Genomic DNA, 20,139 nt, shown 5'->3' with positions numbered 1-20,139 from the left:
ATCAATATTATGACATTAAAAGCCCCGTTCAACTCAGGGCTTTTGTATATATAGGATTGTCAAAGATGAAAAACAATAATCAAAAAACAGGGCCATTGTCAGGCTTAACTGTTATTGAGATTGAAGGTATCGGTCCGGGACCATTTGCTGGAATGATGTTGGCCGATATGGGCGCTGATGTCATCGTTGTTGAACGTGCTAGTGGTAAAGCCGATGCGTCAACAGACTTTGGCAGCACCGATATATTAAAACGCGGTAAGCGTTCAATTGCTGTTGATTTAAAATCTGATCAGGGTCGCAATATTGTTTTAGAGCTTGTTGAAAAAGCTGACGGCTTAATTGAAGGCATGCGCCCAGGCGTTATGGAACGTTTAGGTCTAGGTCCTGATGAATGTTTTACTCAAAATCCGAAATTAATCTATGGACGTATGACCGGTTGGGGTCAAACAGGGCCGATGGCTCAACGTGCAGGGCATGATTTAAATTATATAGGCTTGTCTGGTGCTCTTTGGTACTCAGGAAAGCCAGGTGATGCGCCATTTGCGCCGCCAACTCTTGCTGGAGATATTGGTGGTGGGGCGACTTATTTAGTGATTGGCATGCTTGCCGCATTGCTTAATGCTAAATCGACAGGACAAGGGCAGGTGATTGATGCCAATATTGTTGATGGCAGTGCCAATATGATGAACCTTATTTTAACCATGGTGGCAACGAAAACGGCGAGCTTTGAGCGCGGTAAAAGTTTACTTGATGGCCCGCATTGGTTCGATAGTTATAAAACCAGTGATGATAAGGCCATTACGTTAGGGCCATTAGAAGTTAAGTTCTATAAAATCATGCTCGAAGCGCTTAATTTACAAAACGATAAAGACTTCCAAGTCCAATACAATCCAAAGCTTTGGCCTACTCAGAAAGAAAAGCTACAAGCAATATTTATCACTAAGCCACAAGTACATTGGAATGAAGTGTTTAAAGGTTTAGATGCTTGTTATGCACCTGTGTTAAACCCTGCAGAAGCAGCGGAACACGAGCATAACCAAGCGCGTGGTTATTACTTCGAGAAAGATGGTATTTTACAAGCGGCAGCAGCGCCTAGGTTTAGTGAAACACCAACTAACGATAAGGGCGATATTGTTGCTCGTGGTGCTAACACAAATGAAATATTAAAAGAGCTAGGCATGGGCGAAGCAGCGATAGCGCGATTCAATGCTGACGGCAGTGTTGTTCAATCAAGCTAAACTTTGCAATTTTTGCAGGTTTTGAATTGAAAAATGCCAATATTGACATCCCCTTATAAGTATATTTAGGATACTTTAATACTTAACTGGTGGGAACCAGGCTTTCACTTCAAAATCTAATTTTTGATTTGTTATTAAATGATATCTTAACTGTTAAATAACTCTATGTAATTTTTAATTCTTACTTAGAGTTACTTAGTTTGTCTATTTTTTCTTCGAGTACGTTCAGTTTTGCAAGCAGCAAATTATTATCACTCTTTGCTACATTGTTCTCGTCAATGCCCGGTATTAGCAATGCTTTATAAACAAAATGAGAAATTTGATCGGCGATCTTTTCAACATCTAAGCGTTTACTTCTGCCGGTAACATAACGCCATGAATGGTATTCAATACCACCATAAACCATGTCTCGAATAAGCGCGATAGGCGAGTCTTTAACGAATATGTTTTGTTCGATACCTTCTTCAATGATTTCATCTACATGGCGAGCATAAGCACGGTTTAATTCAAATATTTTGGTATTTTCATAATCGTCAGTAGCTCTAACGTGTTGAACAATAAGATCACACAATTCAGGATCTGCTTGTAGAACTTTTAAATGGTGCCAAATCATAAAGTGCATTCGATTTTTGACACCGGTTATGCCATCCAAATTTTGTTCATAATCAGCTAGGGCGTGATCATACCATTGCTCTAAAACTACTAATAAAACATCTTTCTTTGTTTTAAAATAACGATAAATAGTGCCTTCAACGATACCTATTTCGCTAGCAACATCAGCCATTGACGTGGCTTCGTAGCCTTTTTCAACGAACATTTTCTGAGATATTTTTAGTATCTCAGCTGAACGTTCTTCTGGGGATTGTCTTATTCTTTTTCGTTTAGCTGAATTTGGCATTTAGCTCTCATTTTTTGGCAATTAATCGATTACTAGCTTATTTAAAATAGCTAAACCATGCAAGTAAAATAGGGCGATAGATAATGAGTTTGGTCACAGTGACTTGTTTAGCGTTTTTTCGAGCTAGCCAATTAGCTCATTATTCGAAGTGTTCTAACTCTAAATGTTCCTTACTTGTAAGATTTCTACTTAATAAATTTGTGTGAGTTGAGCTCATTAGTGTACTTATTATAATGGTTTTTTAATTGGCTTTTGCAGGATTGTGTCAAAATTCGTTTGAGATTCTATAACGAATTTATTCTTAAGTGGTTAATGTTTGTTATTGTTTTTAATGACTTTTATTCATTCTGGTAAAGATTTGCCTTGTTAGTTAATGAATTGGACTCATTAAAGTGTTGACATTTGCTCGGCGGTTGCATATTTTAAATACAACACTAGAAGTTTTCTTATCCAGTTAACTTCTAAATGCTTCTTTGTCTAAGGAGCATAAACCGGTTTCTCCATCCAAGAAACCAAACACTGTTATTTACAGTGCAATAACAATTATAAAAACTATAAAAACTAACATAAGTATTCCAAAGAGATAAAATTATGAAACCATCGTTAAATAAAGTTACAAAAGGTTTATTGCTTGCATATGGTATGGGAGTTGCGGCTATGCCTGCAGCATTCGCTGAAGAAGCACTTGACGAATCAAAACTTGAAGTAATTGAAGTCACTGCAACAAAGCGTTCTACAAGTGTTCAAGAAACACCAATGTCAATTACTGCAATTAGCGGTGATTTCCTAAAAGAAAACAATATCACTAATTTGCAAGATATGTCTGAAGGCGTTCCGAATTTTAGTGTCGGTGAAGGTATTTCTGGTACTAAAGTTACAATGCGCGGTATGGGTTCTGGTGAAAACAGAAGTTTTGAACAATCTGTAGGTATGTTTATTGATGGCGTTTATATGCCTCGTTCGCGTCAATATGTGTCGCCATTTTTAGATCCTCAACGTGTAGAAATTCTGCGTGGACCTCAAGCGGTTATGTTTGGTCTGAACTCAACAGCGGGTTCCGTAAGTGTCGTAACTGCAAAAACAAATCCGGGTGATGATTTTCACGCTGAAGTAACTGCAGATTACGAAGTAGAGTATGGAGAGATTGGTACTACCGCTGTAGTTGGCGGTTCACCAACTGATTCTTTAGGCTTACGATTTGCTTATAAGCATCAAGGGGAAGGTGACGGTTACTTTACAAACCGCAGAAATGGCGAAACACTTGGTGCTGTAGATAGTGACTTAATGCGTTTTAGTGCTGTTTTTCAAGCTACTGATAATTTAATTCTTACAGGTAAAGTTGAGGTTGCCGATTATGAGAAATCTGGTTCGCTTGGTGAAACATATGGTCCAAACGGCCTTGATGGCGATGATAATAAATTAAACTATGAGTTTTGGTCAGATCCCGCGCTGTTAGATAAAGTTTTTGATGAAGAAGCTGGGATGTACATTGATAATACTAATGTTGTATTAACAGCTGATTACTTTCTTGGTGACCATACGATCACTGCAACGCTTGGATATTCAGATTTTGAATTTCAATTTGGCACCGACTTGTTAAATTCTGAAGGTGTTTTCCTTCTTGATGGCCTAGATACGTCATTATTTGAAACTTACGAGCAAACAAGTGCTGAATTGCGTTGGGCATCACCAACAGGTGAAACGTTTGAATGGATTGTTGGTGCATATTATCAAATGTCTGAAAGTTGGCAAGAAAATCCAGGTTTAGTGCCGTTAACTGCAATCGGACAAGGTGCATTTGGCGTGCCTGGTTTAATTGATTCAAATGCATTCGTATCTGAAGACGATTTAATATCAGTATTTGTCTCTGGTACTTACAACATGAGTGATGACCTACGTATTATTGCAGGCCTTCGTTATATCGACCAAAGTAAAGATGTTGCTGGTTGTGAATACGGTGGATACTACTTAGCGGATATCCCAGAATACTTACCTTCAGAGCAATCAGCAGGTTCACTATGTACAGGAGCTGTTGAAACCTATTTGGACGGAGGCGCTGTGGTAGTTGCTACACCTGAATTCGGTGGTACACACGATGTGAGCGAAGTGATGCCAGAATTGGTTGTGCAATGGGATTTAAATACTGATGCAATGCTTTATGGTAAAGTCGCACAAAGTGTTAAGTCTGGAGGTTTTTCTACTGGTGGCGATGAATATGACGATGAATCTGTAACAGGTTTTGAAATTGGTTACCGTTCTGTTTTGGCTGACGGCGCTGCAGAACTTAATGCAACAGTTTTCTATAATGATTTTGAAGATCTACAAGTAGGCGCTTTTATTCCTAATGAAGATGGCACTGGTGTTGATGGTATTACGAATAACGCGGGTACTGCAGTCACTCAAGGCCTAGAAATTGATGGCCGTTGGTTAGCAACTGATTGGTTAATGTTAAACGCCTCTGTGGCCTTCCTTGACGCAACATATGATAAGTTTACTACCGCAGGGTGTGCGGCTGGTGATGATAATAAAGAAGGGTCAATTCCTGGAACATGTGATTTGTCTGGTGAAAATCTAGCAAATGCGCCTGAAATTACGGCTAATTTAGGTGCAACGGGCACATTTAACATTACTGAATCAATGAACTTAGTAACTTCCGCATCTGTTATTTATTCGGATGAATACTACACCGATGGTTTAAACAGCGATATTGGAACACAAGATGCTTATACTAAAATTAATGCACAAATTGGTTTAGAAAGTGTTAACAATACATGGGCTGTTCGAGTAATTGGCAGAAACTTAACCGATGAAGCTGTACTTACGACATCTCAAAGCTTAATGGGCTTTGGTGCCGGTCATGCTGGTTACCTAGCTGCACCTCGCACGGTTACTGTTCAAGGTACTTATAAATTTTAATCTTATAAAAATTTAAAACTCAATAGGCCGTAATATTTTGAATTACGGCCTTTTTTATGTGTTTAATTTTAGCAAAGTTAGTTATTTTCAAAACTTATTTGATTTGGAGGTGTGATGAGCGAGCATTTTAATCTTAAGAAGTGTCAATTTTGGGTATTACTAGTTTCTACATTTCTTAGTTTTTACACATATTCAAAAACACAAAACTTTGATGGTTGGGAACGTAAATCTGTTTATATTGAGGCTAGGGACGGAGTAAAACTTGCGGTTGATTATTATCGTCCGACATTAAATGGCAAACTTCATAAAAAACCTTTACCTGTTGCATGGCGCTTTACTCCCTATGGCAGATTTAAGCTCGATAATAATGGTAAATTGAATACAAATATTTTGCCAAATCACGGCGGAGACATTAATGGACCGCAAGCTGTTGAGCGGCTTTTAAAACAAGGTTATATAGTCGCGATTGCTGACATACGTGGCTTTGGTGCTTCGCATGGTTATGCTAGTACGTGGTTAGGCATGAAACAAGCGGAAGATTCATTCGATATAACTAATTGGTTGGTAGAACAGCCTTTTACAACTGAAGAAGTTGCGATGTTTGGTAAATCTTACTTGGGTAGTGTCCAATATATCGCCGCTATAAAACCGTCACCTTATTTAAAAGCGATTTTTCCAGCTATGGCCCAGTTTGACCAGTATGAGACAGCCTATTTAAATGGTATTTATCGGCAAGACTTAGGTTGGCTTTGGCAGAATTATATTCGTTCTAAATTGGATTTTCCGACCAAAATACCATCGCCTAATAGTGTTGCACCGGTTGATTTAGACTTGGATAGAAGTTTACTCGCCCAAGCTTCCTTTGGACATCAATGGAATCGTAATTTTTCTGATGAAATGAGGGCGGCTAAATATCGAGATAGTGTGGATGCTATCACTGGAAAGCGTATTCACATTGAAAACAGCCCTTTATTTAATCTAGACGCAATAAATAAGTCTGGTGTAGCTATATATCATTGGACTGGTTGGTTTGATGCATATGGAAAAGGGCAAACACAAATGTATGCTAATTTAGACTTACCACAAAAACTGCATATAGGCCCATATTTTCATGGAGAGCATTTCGGTATCGATATGATTGGAGAAATGATCAAGTGGTTCGATTATCATGTTAAGGGCATTAATAATGGGGTAATGAATGAAGATCCCATTCGATATTTTATTATAGGTGATTCAATAGACGATGGCTGGAAAACTACTAAAAATTGGCCTTTATCAAATGAGTCTAGAATAAAATATTATTTTTCTGAAGGAAAGTCAGGCACTGTTAAATCGATTAATGACTCAAAATTGAGTACAAGCAATGCCAATAAATATAGTCGCGATAATTATCAAGTAGATTACTCGATAAGCTTAGGTGGTTATGTTGAACGTAATAACGGTAGTCATAGAGATTGTTCTGGGAAGCAGGTTGTTGAAGATTTTTGTTATAAACATTCTGGTTATGCCGATTTGTCCGAACGTTATGATTCTAAAGCGTTAACGTATACGTCAAACCAAATAGAACAGGATATGTTAATAATCGGATATCCAGTAGTTGACTTTTGGTTATCAGTGTCAACCGATGATGGCGACCTTTATGTGACTTTAGAGCACGTTGAGAGCGATGGTACGTCACGTTTTATTAGCGACAATGCTTTGAAAATATCTCATAGAGCGTTAAGCCGTGCTCCTTTTGATAATTTTGGATTACCTTGGTTAGGAAATTATGAAAAAGATATAAGTAAAGTAAAGGGCAATCCAGTTAGAATTCAATTGGATTTAAAACCCATTGCTATCAGGTTAAAAGAAGGTAGTCGAATTAGAGTAACAATAGCCGGAGCCGACTCTAAAAGTGGTACTGCTCCGTGGGATCGAATAGAAAAAACACTCACCATTCACAAAGGCGGTAAGTTTAGATCATTTATCGAATTACCTGTTATTAAATAGTCTGCTACTGTTAAGCTATGATGATATTTAATTTAACATACAAAAGATTGTGAATAATGAGTTGTAAAATCTTAATCGCTGACTATAACAATAGTAATCATGGTAATGATATTTTGTTTTTACTTAATGCGTATGCCGAAGACCCTATGGGAGGCAATACGCCATTATCTGCGTACACCAAAGAAAACTTGATCCCTCAATTAAAATCTCAAACCAATGTTTTTAGTTTACTTTGTTATGTCGATAATAAGCCTGCAGCTATTTGTAATTGTGTATATGGTTTTTCTACTTTTAAAGCCAAACCTTTGTTAAACATCCACGATATGGGGGTGTTACCTAAATATAGAGGGCTAGGGTTAAGTCAGAAATTGATGGCCGAAGTTGAGAACATCGCGCTTGCTCAAGGGTGCTGTAAGATCACTCTGGAAGTTTTAGAAGGCAATGATATTGCTAAAAACAGTTATATTAAATTTGGTTTTAATGGTTATGAACTTGACCCAAAACATGGCTCGGCGATGTTTTGGGAAAAGACATTATAAAAAGTTTACTAAAAATTGCTGATTAAAACGAAATAGAGCGGCGACCAGAGCGAGGTTTTTCTTTGTCTGAATCCGCTTTAGTTTTCTTCGGTTTATTCTTCTTGTCGTTCTTTTTGTTGTTCTTTTTTGACTTGGCAGATGAGTTCGACTTTTTTTGAGTATTAGATTGATGTTTTTGCGCTGTGAAATGAGATGCAGTTTCAAATTGAGGCGCTAATTCTGTTTCATCAGCTATTTCTTCTGCAGCGTCAAAGTCAGACTTGTCATCACTTGTTTGCTGTTCAATTGCATCACCTTCGATATCGTCATAGCTTAATACCGGCATAATTGCTTCACCGTTAAATTGAACAATATCCTCAACATAAACCTTTTTACGTTTCTGGGTTTCAACTTCGCCATTTAAAAACACATAGCCTTCACTGATAACAACTTTGGCTTCACCGCCACCGCCGACAAGGTTGGCTATTTTCAATAGCTTATACAGCTCGATAGGCTCTTCGTTGATTTCAATGGCTAATACTTCAATTTCCATGCTACTTTCCTGTGCTGCTTAGAGAGCTAAACTAAAGGTTCGTTTTTTAACAAGTTATTGAAGTTTATCATGGATACGTCTTTAAATAAGTTTATTTACGTTTTCTAAAGTAAGGATAGATAAACAAATAAAGGCCAGTTAACCAGAGAAATAGTAAAATAATAGCAGCAGGGAGCATTAACCAAAGATTGGCTTTATCTTGAAAAAATGTTCCGTCGTGCAAAGTTTCAATAAAATCGGAACGTCGATAAGCGACTTGCAATATCTCTGCTGTTTTTGCATCCAATTGAATTTCCCATTGATTTTCACTTCGTACCTTGATGATCCCTTTACTTGGACGTACATCAAGTCGGTTAACGTCTTGCCAAGTAGAAATATTCGCTTGTTCAATGCTTGATGCTTGTTTGAGAATTTCATCAAAGCTAATAGTCGGGGTTTGCGCTATGCCTTTCATACTTTGTGGCTGAATGTATGTAATTTCTTTTTTTAATAATAATAGCGCGCCAGTAATTATGGTTAATAGCAATGGCAGGGCAATAACAATACTTGCCCATTTGTGTATCGTTCGATTAGTTTTAGAAAAGCTCATGGCGAAAACTTAATTAGCACTTTTAATAAGTTTACTTTATACAATTACTTGCGTTATTCATACTTAAAATTTAACAAATTAAAATCGCTATTTTGAAGAAAAGGATATATTTCGCCCTTGTGCACAGGAGATTTATCATCGGCGCATTCTATACTTTTGCGTCCATAAATACGGTTTAAAGCATGGATGCCGTGGATGATAAATAGGCTGAGGAGTTCAAAGTAGCTTAAGCTAATTTTGATAAGTCCATTAATTGAGATTACGAAAAGAAAATTGCTAGGTTCTAACTGACTTTAATAAATCACTAGCATATAAGAAAAAGCCCAACGCATGTTGGGCTAGTGTCAAAACTGATTAACTTAAGTAAAGGGGAGTTAACTTTAAGTTATTATTCAGCTGTCATTTCGAAAGATACTGAATATTTAGGTGCTGCTGCGATATCAGAAATACTTGTACCGCCAATGCTATTGCTCATATGCTGTGCAGTATTGTATGCACCATTGTTTTGCGCAAAAGCAATAATATCTTCACCATTACAAACAACACCTAAGGCAACGGTATCTGTATCAAGACGGTTTGCTTTAATCGTTTTTTTCAAACGTAGCGTACTGTCGCTTGCTGCTGCTTTACAAGTTTCAATAAGAACTTGTTCCATGTGTGAGTTCATAGGAGCTGCATTTGCTGTAGTTGTTAAACTTGCGCCAGCGATTAATAAAGTAGTAGTGATTGTAGTTAAAGTTTTCATAGTGATAGTCCTGTTTTAGTATGGTTTTGTTTAATTTAAATTCTTATTTAGCTTGATACCGCAAACTTAAAATTTATTGTGTTCATGTACTAGACGCTTTAACTATGACATTTAGTTGCAAGAAATCTGTTGCTGAATGTAACAGTTTATGTCAGCGAAAATAATTGAAATAGCGGCATGAAATTCGCTAACCCCATAGTTTTTAAGAGGTATTACATAAAAAACACGGATAATAGTATTTATAAGACGAATAATGTTTTACATTTGGCGGTAAATTTTTTGAATAAAAATGCAAAAAAGTTGAAAATTAGGGTTTTAAAACGCCAATTTGTATTAAAAAACATCGGTTGAACAATTAATCACAAAATAATTGAAAGTTAGTGTTGACAGTTTTTTAGTGAGCCCTATAATACGCATCACTTTCTTAAGCAAGAATTGATTTTTGCTTAAGAGAAAAACAAAGACTGGACGATTAGCTCAGTTGGGAGAGCATCGCCCTTACAAGGCGAGGGTCACTGGTTCGAGCCCAGTATCGTCCACCATTCTTTGATATGAATGGTGGTATTTGGATAAAAAATTGTATTATCGAGCATCGCCCGCTAATACAAGAGCGCAAGGGTCATAGACTCGAGTCAATATTATCCATCATTCTTTGTTATGATTTGAAATTGTTTGGACGATTAGCTCAGTTGGGAGAGCATCGCCCTTACAAGGCGAGGGTCACTGGTTCGAGCCCAGTATCGTCCACCATTCATTTATGTGAGTGGTTATGTTTGGATAAATAGTTGTAAAAGCGAGCATCGCCCGCTAATACAAGAGCGCGAGGGTCTTAGATTCAAGCCAATATTGTCCACCATTCAATTCCAAATCAAAAGCTTTACTTGTTGGACGATTAGCTCAGTTGGGAGAGCATCGCCCTTACAAGGCGAGGGTCACTGGTTCGAGCCCAGTATCGTCCACCATTCATTTATGTGAGTGGTTATGTTTGGATAAATAGTTGTAAAAGCGAGCATCGCCCGCTAATACAAGAGCGCGAGGGTCTTAGATTCAAGCCAATATTGTCCACCATCAAGTTAAGTTTTAAAAATTCATGATCCCCGGACGATTAGCTCAGTTGGGAGAGCATCGCCCTTACAAGGCGAGGGTCACTGGTTCGAGCCCAGTATCGTCCACCATTTCTCTTTATTAAATCCAAACTTAATTGATATAACTGAAATTGTTTCAGGTATTTTGCTATCTTATGTTTCTGTTGGGATAGCATCGCCCGCTAATACAAGAGCGCGAGGGCAGCTAGTTCGAGCCCAGTATCGTCCACCATTTCTCTTTATTAAATCCAAACTTAATTGATATAACTGAAATTGTTTCAGGTATTTTGCTATCTTATGTTTCTGTTGGGAGAGCATCGACCGCTAATACAAGAGCGCGAGGGCAGCTAGTTCGAGCCCAGTATCGTCCACCATTTCTCTTTATTAAATCCAAACTTAATTTTATTAAACTGAACTTGATTCAGAGTTTCGTGTGTCTATTGTTCACGCTTTTCTGGAGAGCATCGCCCGCTAATACAAGAGCGCGAGGGTAGCTTGTTCGAGGCCAGTATCGTCCACCATTTCTCTTTATTAAATCCAAACTTAATTTTATTAAACTGAACTTGATTCAGAGTTTCGTGTGTCTATTGTTCACGCTTTTCTGGAGAGCATCGCCCGCTAATACAAGAGCGCGAGGGCAGCTGGTTCGAGCCCAGTATCGTCCACCATTTCTCTTTATTAAATCCAAACTTAATTGATATAACTGAAATTGTTTCAGGTATTTTGCTATCTTATGTTTCTGTTGGGATAGCATCGCCCGCTAATGGAAGTGTGAGAAGAAAGTTAAAACAATTAACTGCGTCATCCTGTGCGAGCCTAAGCGACTAATACAGGGATGTATGTAGGTAGAAAAACGCAGGAGCAGTTTTCGAGACACGGGACCTCCATCAGTATTCTGTGGCTAAATAATATTTTATTATCTAATTTTTAATCGGCATTTTCGGTTGTCTGGAATTTAGCAATAAAAAAGGCACTAAAAAGTGCCTGCTCTATCTAGCTGCAATATGTTTAATTATCTTGAACTAAAATTATTAAACCATCTAAATCTGCTTTCATTCTAATTTGACAGGCTAGGCGAGAATTTTCTTTAGTATCATCGAGCGATTGCAAAATAAAATATTCATCGTCACCGACAGGTTGTACTTTGTTAATCCAATCTTCTTCTACTACGCAATGACATGTTGCGCAAACAGCGTCACCACCACAAGCTCCTGGCATACTAAAAATATCGTTGGCTAACGCACCTTCTAAAATAGATTGTCCATTTGGAATATCAATCTCGTGAGTTGTACCACAAGTTTCAATTAAAGTTACATGGCCCATTTAACACCCATAGGTATAAGAAAATTTATATTTCCTATTATAGTAATCTGTGTCTATTTTAATTGTTAAATTCAGCATTTTAATTACCTGAGTTCTTATGTGTTTACAGATTTCCATTGGTATTTTCAGTTATTACTTACATTAATCTTGGCTTTACCCTAATATTTAAAAAGATATTTAGACATTCGAGCGTTTTATGGATTTGAGCTCAATAGCTATTGATTTAGTAGCTTTATTATTTTTTGTTGCCGTTTTAGCTGGGTTTATTGATACAGTAGCCGGTGGCGGCGGATTAATGACTATTCCTGCATTAATATTAACTGGTATGCCACCAATAGCTGCACTTGCAACAAATAAATTGCAGGGCAGTATGGGGACAGCTACAGCGACATTTTTAATGTTTCGTCGTAGGAGGGTTAGCTTTATTGAAATGAAGCCTTTTATGTTTACAGCATTTGCAGGCTCTGTGATTGGCACTATTGCCGTGCAATTTATCAATACTGATGTTTTGCAATTTATTATTCCATTGATTTTAGTTGTTATTGCGGTGTACTTTTTAGTATCGCCATTTATAAAAGTGAAGGCGAATAAGCTGTTGTTGTCCGATAGTAAATATAAAAATATTGTGGTGCCAGTGGTTGGTATCTATGACGGAATGTTTGGTCCTGCAACGGGGTCATTTTTTTCAATGTCGGGTGTCGCTTGTAAAGGATACGATTTAATTGAAGCAACTGCGAGGGCCAAACCTCTTAACTTTTCTACTAATATTGCTTCGCTTATAGTGTTTATTATTTCTGGCCACGTAGTCTGGGTTTATGGCTTTGTTATGATGATTGGACAGGCCATCGGTGCCTGGGTTGGTGCTCATATGTTATTTAAAGTAAATCCAGTATACCTTCGCGCTTTGGTCGTATTGATGTGTCTCGCTATGTTAATTAAATATACTAACTAGTTGTTGTTTGATATATCGTTTTCGATATAAATTTCTGGTGAATTTGCTTTGTTATCCTGTTAAAATACGCGACAATTTTTTATCTATCCAATTCCTTGTGTTTACAAGGGTTTATTAGCGAGATTTTTATGACTTTAACAACCCGTTTTGCACCAAGTCCAACCGGCTATCTTCACGTTGGTGGCGCGCGTACTGCTTTATACAGCTGGTTATATGCCAAGAAAAATGGCGGCGACTTTGTGCTGCGCATTGAAGACACTGATTTAGAGCGTTCGACGCAAGAATCTGTTGATGCAATTATGGACGGTATGAATTGGTTAAACTTAGATTGGAATATCGGTCCGTTTTACCAAACACATCGCTTTGATCGTTATAAAGAAGTCATTGCTCAATTAATTGAAACAGGTCACGCATACCGCTGTTATTGTACTGCCGAAGAAGTAGAAGCAATGCGTGAAGAAGCAACAGCCAAAGGTGAGAATCCTCGCTATAACGGCATGTGGCGCGATCGTACTGATTACCCTGAAGATAGGCCTTATGTTATTCGTTTTAAAAATCCACTTGACGGTTCCGTTATCATAAACGACATCGTTAAAGGCGATATTGAAATTGGTAATTCAGAACTTGATGATTTAATTCTAGCGCGCTCAGATGGTTCACCAACATACAATTTATCAGTAGTTGTTGATGATTGGGATATGAACATTACTCACGTAATTCGTGGTGATGACCATGTAAATAACACGCCACGTCAAATTAATATCTTAAAAGCATTAGGTGCGCCAATTCCACAATACGCGCACATTCCAATGATTCTTGGTGATGATGGTAAGCGTTTATCTAAACGTCATGGCGCTGTGGGGGTTATGCAATACCGTGATGACGGTTACTTACCAGAAGCACTATTAAACTACTTAGTACGCTTAGGTTGGTCACATGGTGATCAGGAAATATTCTCTCGCGATGAGATGATCGAGTTATTTGACTTAACTGGTTGTAACCGCGCGCCAAGTGCATTTAATACAGACAAACTAATTTGGGTAAACCAACATTACATGAAGTCGTTAGACCCTGAGTACGTAGCAGAGCACCTTGCATGGCACATGGATGACCAAGGTATCAATACTGAAAATGGCCCAGCATTAAGTGAAATTGTTAAAGTTCAAGCTGACCGAGTGAAAACATTAAAAGAAATGGCGCAGATATCTCGTTATTTCTATGAAGAGTATTCAGAATTCGATGCCAAAGCTGCGAAAAAGCATTTACGTGGTGTAGCTCGTGCTCCTCTTGAATTAGTGCAAAGCAAACTTGCAGCGCTTACCGAGTGGAATGCTGAAAATATCCATGATGCAATTAATTCAACGGCAGAAGAGTTAGAAGTAGGCATGGGCAAAGTAGGGATGCCACTTCGCGTTGCCGCAACGGGCGCTGGTAATTCGCCTTCGCTTGATGCGACACTTGCATTGTTAGAGCAAGATCAAATTATTGTTCGTATTGATAAAGCATTAGCTTACATTACTGAGCGTGAAGCAAACGCTTAACCATTGCTTTACTCCTAAAAAGACAAATAAAAATGGCGCTGATATTTAGCGCCATTTTTGTCTCTATCGGTTTAGTTTCTATAACGAGATTAATTGCACCCTTCAGCATTTAAGCAAAGTTTGTCACCATCTGCAGGAATATTACCTTTCTTATCAATCATGCCGTCGAGTTTGATGTTTAAATAACTTGGCGTATCACCTTTTAAAGCGACCCAAGTGACATGATCCATGTTCTTGCCATCTTTTGCGTTCATTTCACCGCCCGTTGTACCAATTTGAATGTAATCCATACCTAAACGCTCTGTGTGTTTGTATGAATGCACGTGGCCGTTAAATACCGTGTAGTTGCTACCGCTAAGTGCTTGCTCAAGCTTTTTAAAATTTGCCTCTTGCTCGTTTTGCCAAATTGGTTTGTGCATAAACAAAAACGTCCAACGTACATCTTTGTTGTCATTTATTGCCTTGGTAAAGTATTCGGTCTGTTCATTACTCATCTCACCATAATAACGTTGGCTCATTTTTGCGTATTCGGTATTGCCAAAATCCTGCGGGTTTTTCTTATAAACTTCGACCGCTTCATTACGCTTTACTTTTAACTCGCTAAAAAAATTATCGGTAAAGTCTTCACTGTCTAATACTAAGAATAGGGCATCTTTATAAACAAAGTGGTAATAACGTGGGCCAACCATTTCTTCGTACCATTTGCGCATAATAGTATTTGAAATATCGTGATTACCAACAGTAGGGTAGAAATCGATGTCGCGGTTATTCAAATTATTAGTAAACGTTAACCATTCTTTATCCATTTGCGCGATATCTTCAGTGCCACCTTCAATTAAATCGCCGATACTCATGATGAAATCAGGCTTCATAGCGTAAATGCCTTCGGCACCAACATTAAATACACCTGGGCGTTCACCTCCGGTTAAATCGCCTATTATGGCAAAACGAACTAAATCGTTAGAGTCTGCTGGTGCAGAAAAACCATCGTTTTGTTCAGTCTCTGTTTTAGTTGCTGTAGTACAAGCTGATATAGCTGCAGTCATTAATAATATAGAGAGGAATTTGCTTAAATTCATATTTATTCCTTATGAAATATTATAGAAAAGGTTTATTAATTATAATGTTAGAGTATTTAATTGGGATAATAAAACAGTATTTACAAAATATTTCAAAAAGTATCACTTATCCATAGAAAAAATGGTACTAATCGTAACTGCTTTAACAGCTTAATCCGTTTATTCAATAAAAAAGGGCAACATAAAGTTGCCCTTTTACTATTTTTCTTTTTAAAGGTCGTTACGGTAAACAACACCTTCTTTCATTACCATATCGATAGTTTCGATAGGTGTTTCTGTAGGATTAGGTTGTGAATACCATTCTGTATAGCCGCCGTTTAGCACGCTGATATCTTCAAGCGGGTTTCCGTCGATAAGTAAAATATCTGCAGTAGCGCCAACTTCAATAACGCCTAATTTGCCAGGCGCTGGATTACGCGGACCTGACATACCAAGAATTTCACCGGCGATTGATGTTAATGTCTTTAATGTTTCAAAGTTACCATCATACTTATCACTTTGTCCTAGCATTTGTGAGCTTGCGTATATTTCGTAACGACGTGCACGTCCACCATCATCGGCTGTGCCTAGATAATCAGATTGGAAGGCAATTTTAACACCAGCGTCTAGCATTGTTGTACCTACACTAGAGTATGTTTTAAGAAGACCTTTAACTAATGGGATTTTGTCTGCTGGCAAATTCGGGTTCTCTAATAATGCTGGAGATAAAGCCCAAAACTGTGGTACCACATAAGCCCCTTCTTTCGCTACGCGCTGATATGTTTCAAATGATGCAAAGAAACCATGCTCAAAAGTTCTAACACCACAATCTAAAGCGCGGTTAATGGCACGATCGGTAAAGATATGTGCACCTACGTATGTGTTCCAATCTTTAGTCGCTTCAACAATGGCACAAGTTTCTTCCACTGAGAACTGAGTTGTGTCTAATGGATCGTATTTTGATGAACCGCCGCCACCAGCCATAATTTTAATTTGCGTCGCACCGTTACGCAAGTTCGTCCGAGTTGCTCGTAATGCTTCAGGAACCCCATCAACGACTGCGCCAAAACCTAAGTTTTCAAAGTTTGAATTGTCGTTCGCATTTTTTGGTGTGAAGGCAACATCAGAGCGGTCGCGGAAATCACCGTGACCAGAAGTTTGTGAAATAAACGCACCTGAAGGGTAAATTCGAGGACCAACAATCGTCCCATTTTTAACAGCACGAGCCATACCAAATACTGGGCCACCCATGTCACGTACAGAAGTAAATCCGTCCTCAAGAGCATGTTCTAATATAGAAATACTGCGGAACGCAATGTCGTAATGATCTGAATTTTGCTCTAAGTCAGTAAATAAGCTGTTGATTGCTAAATGAACATGAGCATCTATCATACCTGGCATTAATGTTCTTCCACCACCATCAACAACGACAGTACCTTCAGCAACTTCAGGTTTGGCCTCACTAATATTTTTAATTAACTTACCTTCAACGTAAACATTAAGGTTTTCATATAATTTGTTTTCAGTACCATTAAATACATTAACATTTGTGAAAAGTGTATTACCTGCAACTGGTGCTTTTGATACTGGAGCTGGGCCAGAGGCTCCTGCTGCGTTAGCTGTTCCCATACCAACAAAAGAGGCGAGTAAGGCAACTGTTAACTTACTTTTAAATGATTTTTTGTCCATAGGTTCTAATTCCCGTTTGAAATTTTTAGTTATGCAGGTTTAATACAAACCAACTTAATATAAATTTAACTGTTTGTTAAATCTAGGTTAATTGTAGTAACTATTTGTAATAATGCACGAGATATTTTGTGTTTTTTTGTGGGAATTCGTAAAATTTTGTAATCAAGGTTTGTTTGGTATGTTTTGAATTATAGAGCCTTTAATTTGGGAAATGAAAATATACATAAAGACTTCGCTAAAATACAATAAGACATAATAACGCCTAATTATAGCTAGACTTACTATAATAAACGTTGTTATTTAGCCTAAAAATAGTCGAAAAAGTAGTTACTCGTAAAATACAAAAAACGAATTAAGCGCAAACTAATGTGCTCTTCATTTAAACTTTGAAAAATTATAAAAACTCTTTAGTTAATTTAGGGGTATAATAAAGCTAAATTTGTATTTGGAGTTAGCTTTTTGACATTTTCAGCATTTAATTTAGATAGTCGCTTATTAAAAGCGGTAGAACATATGGGCTTTGACGAGCCTACAGACATTCAATTGCAAGCGATACCTGCTGGCATGTCTGGACATGATTTAATTGCTTCGTCAAAAACTGGCTCGGGTAAAACGTTGGCGTTTTTATTGCCGGCATTGCAGCGCCTAATTCGCAATCGAGCATTATCTAAAAAAGATCCTCGCGTATTAATTTTAACGCCGACCCGTGAACTTGCTAAACAAGTCTTTGCGCAACTCAAAGCGGTATCAGCGAGTACGCAATTTAAATCGGCTTTAATACTTGGCGGTGAGAACTTTAACGATCAAGTTAAAGTATTAGATAAGAACCCTGACTTTATTGTAGCGACTCCTGGTCGTTTAGCTGATCACTTAGCTAAAGGTTTGTTTTATCTAAATGGTTTAGAATTGCTGATTTTAGACGAAGCCGATCGCATGTTAGATTTAGGCTTTGCTGAGCAATTAAAGCAAATTAATGCCGCCGCCGATCATCGCAAGCGTCAAACCTTAATGTTCTCAGCAACATTGGAGCACGGACAAGTAGAAGAATTTGCAAAAGATTTGTTGAAAAAACCAAAACGTGTCGCCATTGGCGCAATAACCTCTGAGCATAAAGACATCACTCAACGCTTTTACTTGTGCGACCATTTAGACCATAAACAAGCGTTATTAGAAAGTTTTATCAATGCAGAAGATTATCAGCAGATGATTATCTTTACCGCCACTAGAAGCGATACAGACCGTTTAGCGAGAGAATTAAACGATAAACAGCTTAATGCTGTTGCATTGAGTGGTGATCTAACTCAAAGTGAACGAAATCGAGTAATGGAGTCGTTTTCTAAGGGCCTTAACAAGATACTAGTTACCACAGATTTAGCCTCACGTGGATTAGATCTAGTCAATGTATCGCACGTCATCAACTTTGATTTGCCAAAACACTCAGAAGAATACATTCACCGAGTAGGGCGCACCGGTAGAGCAGGCTCTAAAGGTGATGCAATGTCATTTGTTGGACCTAAAGACTGGCAGAGTTATTTAAATATTAAAGCGTTTTTACAACAAGACGTTGAGTTTTCTACTGTTGCTGGCTTAGAAGCAAAATTTAAAGGGTTAAAACCTAAAACAGATAACAAAGCAAAATCACAAGCTAATAAAGCGAAATCGGTAAAAGCAAAACAAAAACGTTCACAGCCAAAAGTGAAAAAGAAAGTAGTCTTTACTGATGAAGCATTTGCCGACATGCCAATGAAGAAGAAAAAAACAGGTAAATTTGTTGATAGTGAAGAGTAACGCGAAAGTCGATTATCACGATTAATATTTTTGCTATCTGTTAATACTAAAAAAGCTCGCATTGGCGAGCTTTTTTAGTTGTTTAGCGCTTTTTAAATAGCGATAAATTGGTGATTAGTTAGCAACAAGTTCAGATTGTGGCACTTGATACTTGTTATGCAGGTTTGCTTTCAGGACACCTTTTCGATGTTGCAGTGCAGCTTCCATTTTCTTAACAGATTTGCCAATGGCAACATATAGGTCGTCATCATTTGCTGAAACAGCAATTTTTTGATTTTCGTAATTGGTTACAGCTTCAATTTTTTGGGTATTTTTGTCAACTTTCATAATTACTTCAAGTGACATTAAACTCGGAAAGTGGTTGGCGATTTTTTCAAAACGGTTGTTGGTTGCTTCGATGATAGCTTCGGTAACTTCAACTTGGTGACCAGAAATACTAATCTTCATAGACGTCTCCTATTTAATTTGAAAAGAAGGGCTTTACCTGCGCCCTTAATATAAGAATGGGACTAAGTTGGCTTACTTACAAGTATAAAAAGCGAAAATATTGTAATTTATTGTATTTACTTTGATTTTACTTTATTTTTCAATGGTTTATGGTTAATTATATTTTTCTTTCATCTGTTCAAAACTTAACCGTATGATTTCTTTGAGTATTTTTTCATCAATGTCAGCAAGTTTATTAATGTATAGACAAGACTTGCCCAATTTGTGTTTACCAAGTTTTGATAATAGGTCATCAAATTTAGAGAATCCCATCATGATATAAAGTGAAATATTTTGTTTTCTCGGTGAAAAACCCGTCATTAAGAAATCGCCTTCACGGCCACTATCGTATTTATAATGATATTCACCATAGCCGATAATCGCTGCTCCCCACATTTTTGCTCTATGGCCGGTGATTTCAGAAAAGATAACATTAAGATCTTTTGCATCGGATTGCTTCTGCGAGTGTTCAACTGACGCGATAAAATCATCTACATCAACATTCGTTATTTGGGTTTTATTTTCTGCCACTGAAATACCCCTTTATATATTAGTCAGAACTTTTAAATTGATTAGTGATTGGATCGTAGCGGTAACCAAGTAATGCCATCTTGTGGTTTAAAGAGCCTTCTTCAATATTGTAACGAGAAAGCAATTGTTGATAACTGTCACACTCAATGCGTAAACGTTCGTTAATAATGCCAAGCACAATGGCACTATCCATAGTAAGAAGATTGTCCACTTCCATAATATACCCTCAACAATGATTAA

General features: G+C 37.6%; 17 protein-coding genes and 4 tRNA genes. 11 read left to right on the top strand and 10 right to left on the bottom strand.

Annotated features, from left to right (window positions below):
- The first annotated feature begins 65 nt into the window (after positions 1-65).
- Positions 66-1,238 carry a CaiB/BaiF CoA transferase family protein gene (locus LT090_RS09725; RefSeq protein ID WP_068545453.1) on the top strand — a complete coding sequence of 391 codons (1,173 nt, stop codon included), beginning with the start codon at positions 66-68 and terminating at the stop codon, positions 1,236-1,238.
- Between the two features lie 181 nt (positions 1,239-1,419).
- Here the strand turns inward: LT090_RS09725 and LT090_RS09720 are convergent, their stop codons facing one another.
- The gene (locus LT090_RS09720; RefSeq protein WP_068545454.1) at positions 1,420-2,136 is read right to left on the bottom strand and encodes a TetR/AcrR family transcriptional regulator; all 717 of its coding nucleotides are present in this window, start codon (positions 2,134-2,136) and stop codon (positions 1,420-1,422) included.
- A 591-nt stretch (positions 2,137-2,727) separates the two neighbouring features.
- Between LT090_RS09720 and LT090_RS09715 the strand changes: the two genes are divergently transcribed.
- The 3 genes from LT090_RS09715 (at position 2,728) to LT090_RS09705 (ending at position 7,580) form a co-directional block, all read left to right on the top strand.
- A complete protein-coding gene (locus LT090_RS09715; protein WP_068545455.1) occupies positions 2,728-5,052 on the top strand; it encodes a TonB-dependent receptor in 2,325 nt (774 codons plus the stop codon).
- A gap of 114 nt (positions 5,053-5,166) precedes the next feature.
- The gene (locus tag LT090_RS09710; protein ID WP_068545456.1) at positions 5,167-7,041 is read left to right on the top strand and encodes a CocE/NonD family hydrolase; all 1,875 of its coding nucleotides are present in this window, start codon (positions 5,167-5,169) and stop codon (positions 7,039-7,041) included.
- Between the two features lie 56 nt (positions 7,042-7,097).
- Positions 7,098-7,580, top strand: coding sequence for a GNAT family N-acetyltransferase (locus tag LT090_RS09705; protein ID WP_068545457.1), 483 nt, complete (start codon positions 7,098-7,100; stop codon positions 7,578-7,580).
- Positions 7,581-7,602: 22 nt separating this feature from the next.
- Here LT090_RS09705 and LT090_RS09700 read toward each other — a convergent pair whose 3' ends face one another.
- From LT090_RS09700 to LT090_RS09690, 3 genes are all read right to left on the bottom strand, one after another.
- Entirely contained in the window at positions 7,603-8,112 is a 510-nt protein-coding gene (locus LT090_RS09700; RefSeq protein ID WP_068545458.1) for an RNA-binding S4 domain-containing protein, read from the bottom strand.
- Between the two features lie 91 nt (positions 8,113-8,203).
- Positions 8,204-8,701 carry a PepSY-associated TM helix domain-containing protein gene (locus LT090_RS09695; RefSeq protein WP_068545459.1) on the bottom strand — a complete coding sequence of 166 codons (498 nt, stop codon included), beginning with the start codon at positions 8,699-8,701 and terminating at the stop codon, positions 8,204-8,206.
- A gap of 388 nt (positions 8,702-9,089) precedes the next feature.
- Positions 9,090-9,446, bottom strand: a complete 357-nt coding sequence (locus tag LT090_RS09690) for a DUF3718 domain-containing protein (RefSeq protein WP_068545460.1) — start codon at positions 9,444-9,446, stop codon at positions 9,090-9,092.
- Positions 9,447-9,912: 466 nt separating this feature from the next.
- On the opposite strand from LT090_RS09690, the gene LT090_RS09685 reads away from it, so the two are divergent.
- The 4 genes from LT090_RS09685 (at position 9,913) to LT090_RS09670 (ending at position 10,621) form a co-directional block, all read left to right on the top strand.
- Positions 9,913-9,988: transfer RNA gene (locus tag LT090_RS09685), tRNA-Val, on the top strand.
- A gap of 132 nt (positions 9,989-10,120) precedes the next feature.
- Positions 10,121-10,196, top strand: a tRNA-Val gene (locus tag LT090_RS09680).
- A gap of 136 nt (positions 10,197-10,332) precedes the next feature.
- Positions 10,333-10,408, top strand: a tRNA-Val gene (locus tag LT090_RS09675).
- Between the two features lie 137 nt (positions 10,409-10,545).
- A tRNA-Val gene (locus LT090_RS09670) sits at positions 10,546-10,621 on the top strand.
- Between the two features lie 918 nt (positions 10,622-11,539).
- Here the strand turns inward: LT090_RS09670 and LT090_RS09665 are convergent.
- Positions 11,540-11,854 carry a 2Fe-2S iron-sulfur cluster-binding protein gene (locus tag LT090_RS09665; protein ID WP_068545462.1) on the bottom strand — a complete coding sequence of 105 codons (315 nt, stop codon included), beginning with the start codon at positions 11,852-11,854 and terminating at the stop codon, positions 11,540-11,542.
- Positions 11,855-12,050: 196 nt separating this feature from the next.
- Between LT090_RS09665 and LT090_RS09660 the strand changes: the two genes are divergently transcribed.
- Together LT090_RS09660 and gltX are read left to right on the top strand one after the other, a co-directional pair.
- The gene (locus LT090_RS09660) at positions 12,051-12,806 is read left to right on the top strand and encodes a TSUP family transporter (protein WP_068545463.1); all 756 of its coding nucleotides are present in this window, start codon (positions 12,051-12,053) and stop codon (positions 12,804-12,806) included.
- Between the two features lie 128 nt (positions 12,807-12,934).
- Complete coding sequence (gene gltX, locus LT090_RS09655; RefSeq protein WP_068545464.1) at positions 12,935-14,347, top strand: glutamate--tRNA ligase; 1,413 nt, start codon at positions 12,935-12,937, stop codon at positions 14,345-14,347.
- An 89-nt stretch (positions 14,348-14,436) separates the two neighbouring features.
- On the opposite strand, the gene LT090_RS09650 is transcribed toward gltX, so the two are convergent.
- Complete coding sequence (locus tag LT090_RS09650) at positions 14,437-15,426, bottom strand: metallophosphoesterase family protein (RefSeq protein WP_082897085.1); 990 nt, start codon at positions 15,424-15,426, stop codon at positions 14,437-14,439.
- Positions 15,427-15,636: 210 nt separating this feature from the next.
- Positions 15,637-17,094 (bottom strand): metal-dependent hydrolase family protein, encoded by a 1,458-nt coding sequence (locus LT090_RS09645; RefSeq protein WP_082897086.1) that lies wholly within the window; start codon positions 17,092-17,094, stop codon positions 15,637-15,639.
- Between the two features lie 459 nt (positions 17,095-17,553).
- On the opposite strand from LT090_RS09645, the gene LT090_RS09640 reads away from it, so the two are divergent.
- Positions 17,554-18,882 carry a DEAD/DEAH box helicase gene (locus LT090_RS09640; protein WP_198360658.1) on the top strand — a complete coding sequence of 443 codons (1,329 nt, stop codon included), beginning with the start codon at positions 17,554-17,556 and terminating at the stop codon, positions 18,880-18,882.
- A 114-nt stretch (positions 18,883-18,996) separates the two neighbouring features.
- Here the strand turns inward: LT090_RS09640 and hpf are convergent, their stop codons facing one another.
- The 3 genes from hpf to LT090_RS09625 all read right to left on the bottom strand — a co-directional run bounded on the left by hpf (position 18,997) and on the right by LT090_RS09625 (position 20,116).
- Entirely contained in the window at positions 18,997-19,329 is a 333-nt protein-coding gene (gene hpf / locus LT090_RS09635; RefSeq protein ID WP_068545465.1) for a ribosome hibernation-promoting factor, HPF/YfiA family, read from the bottom strand.
- Positions 19,330-19,482: 153 nt separating this feature from the next.
- The gene (locus LT090_RS09630; protein WP_068545466.1) at positions 19,483-19,899 is read right to left on the bottom strand and encodes a DUF1801 domain-containing protein; all 417 of its coding nucleotides are present in this window, start codon (positions 19,897-19,899) and stop codon (positions 19,483-19,485) included.
- Between the two features lie 19 nt (positions 19,900-19,918).
- Positions 19,919-20,116, bottom strand: a complete 198-nt coding sequence (locus tag LT090_RS09625) for a DUF4250 domain-containing protein (RefSeq protein WP_068545467.1) — start codon at positions 20,114-20,116, stop codon at positions 19,919-19,921.
- Positions 20,117-20,139 lie beyond the last annotated feature (23 nt).

Source organism: Thalassotalea crassostreae, from assembly GCF_001831495.1.
Taxonomy (GTDB): domain Bacteria; phylum Pseudomonadota; class Gammaproteobacteria; order Enterobacterales; family Alteromonadaceae; genus Thalassotalea_A; species Thalassotalea_A crassostreae.
This window is presented reverse-complemented; position numbering and strand designations above follow the sequence as displayed.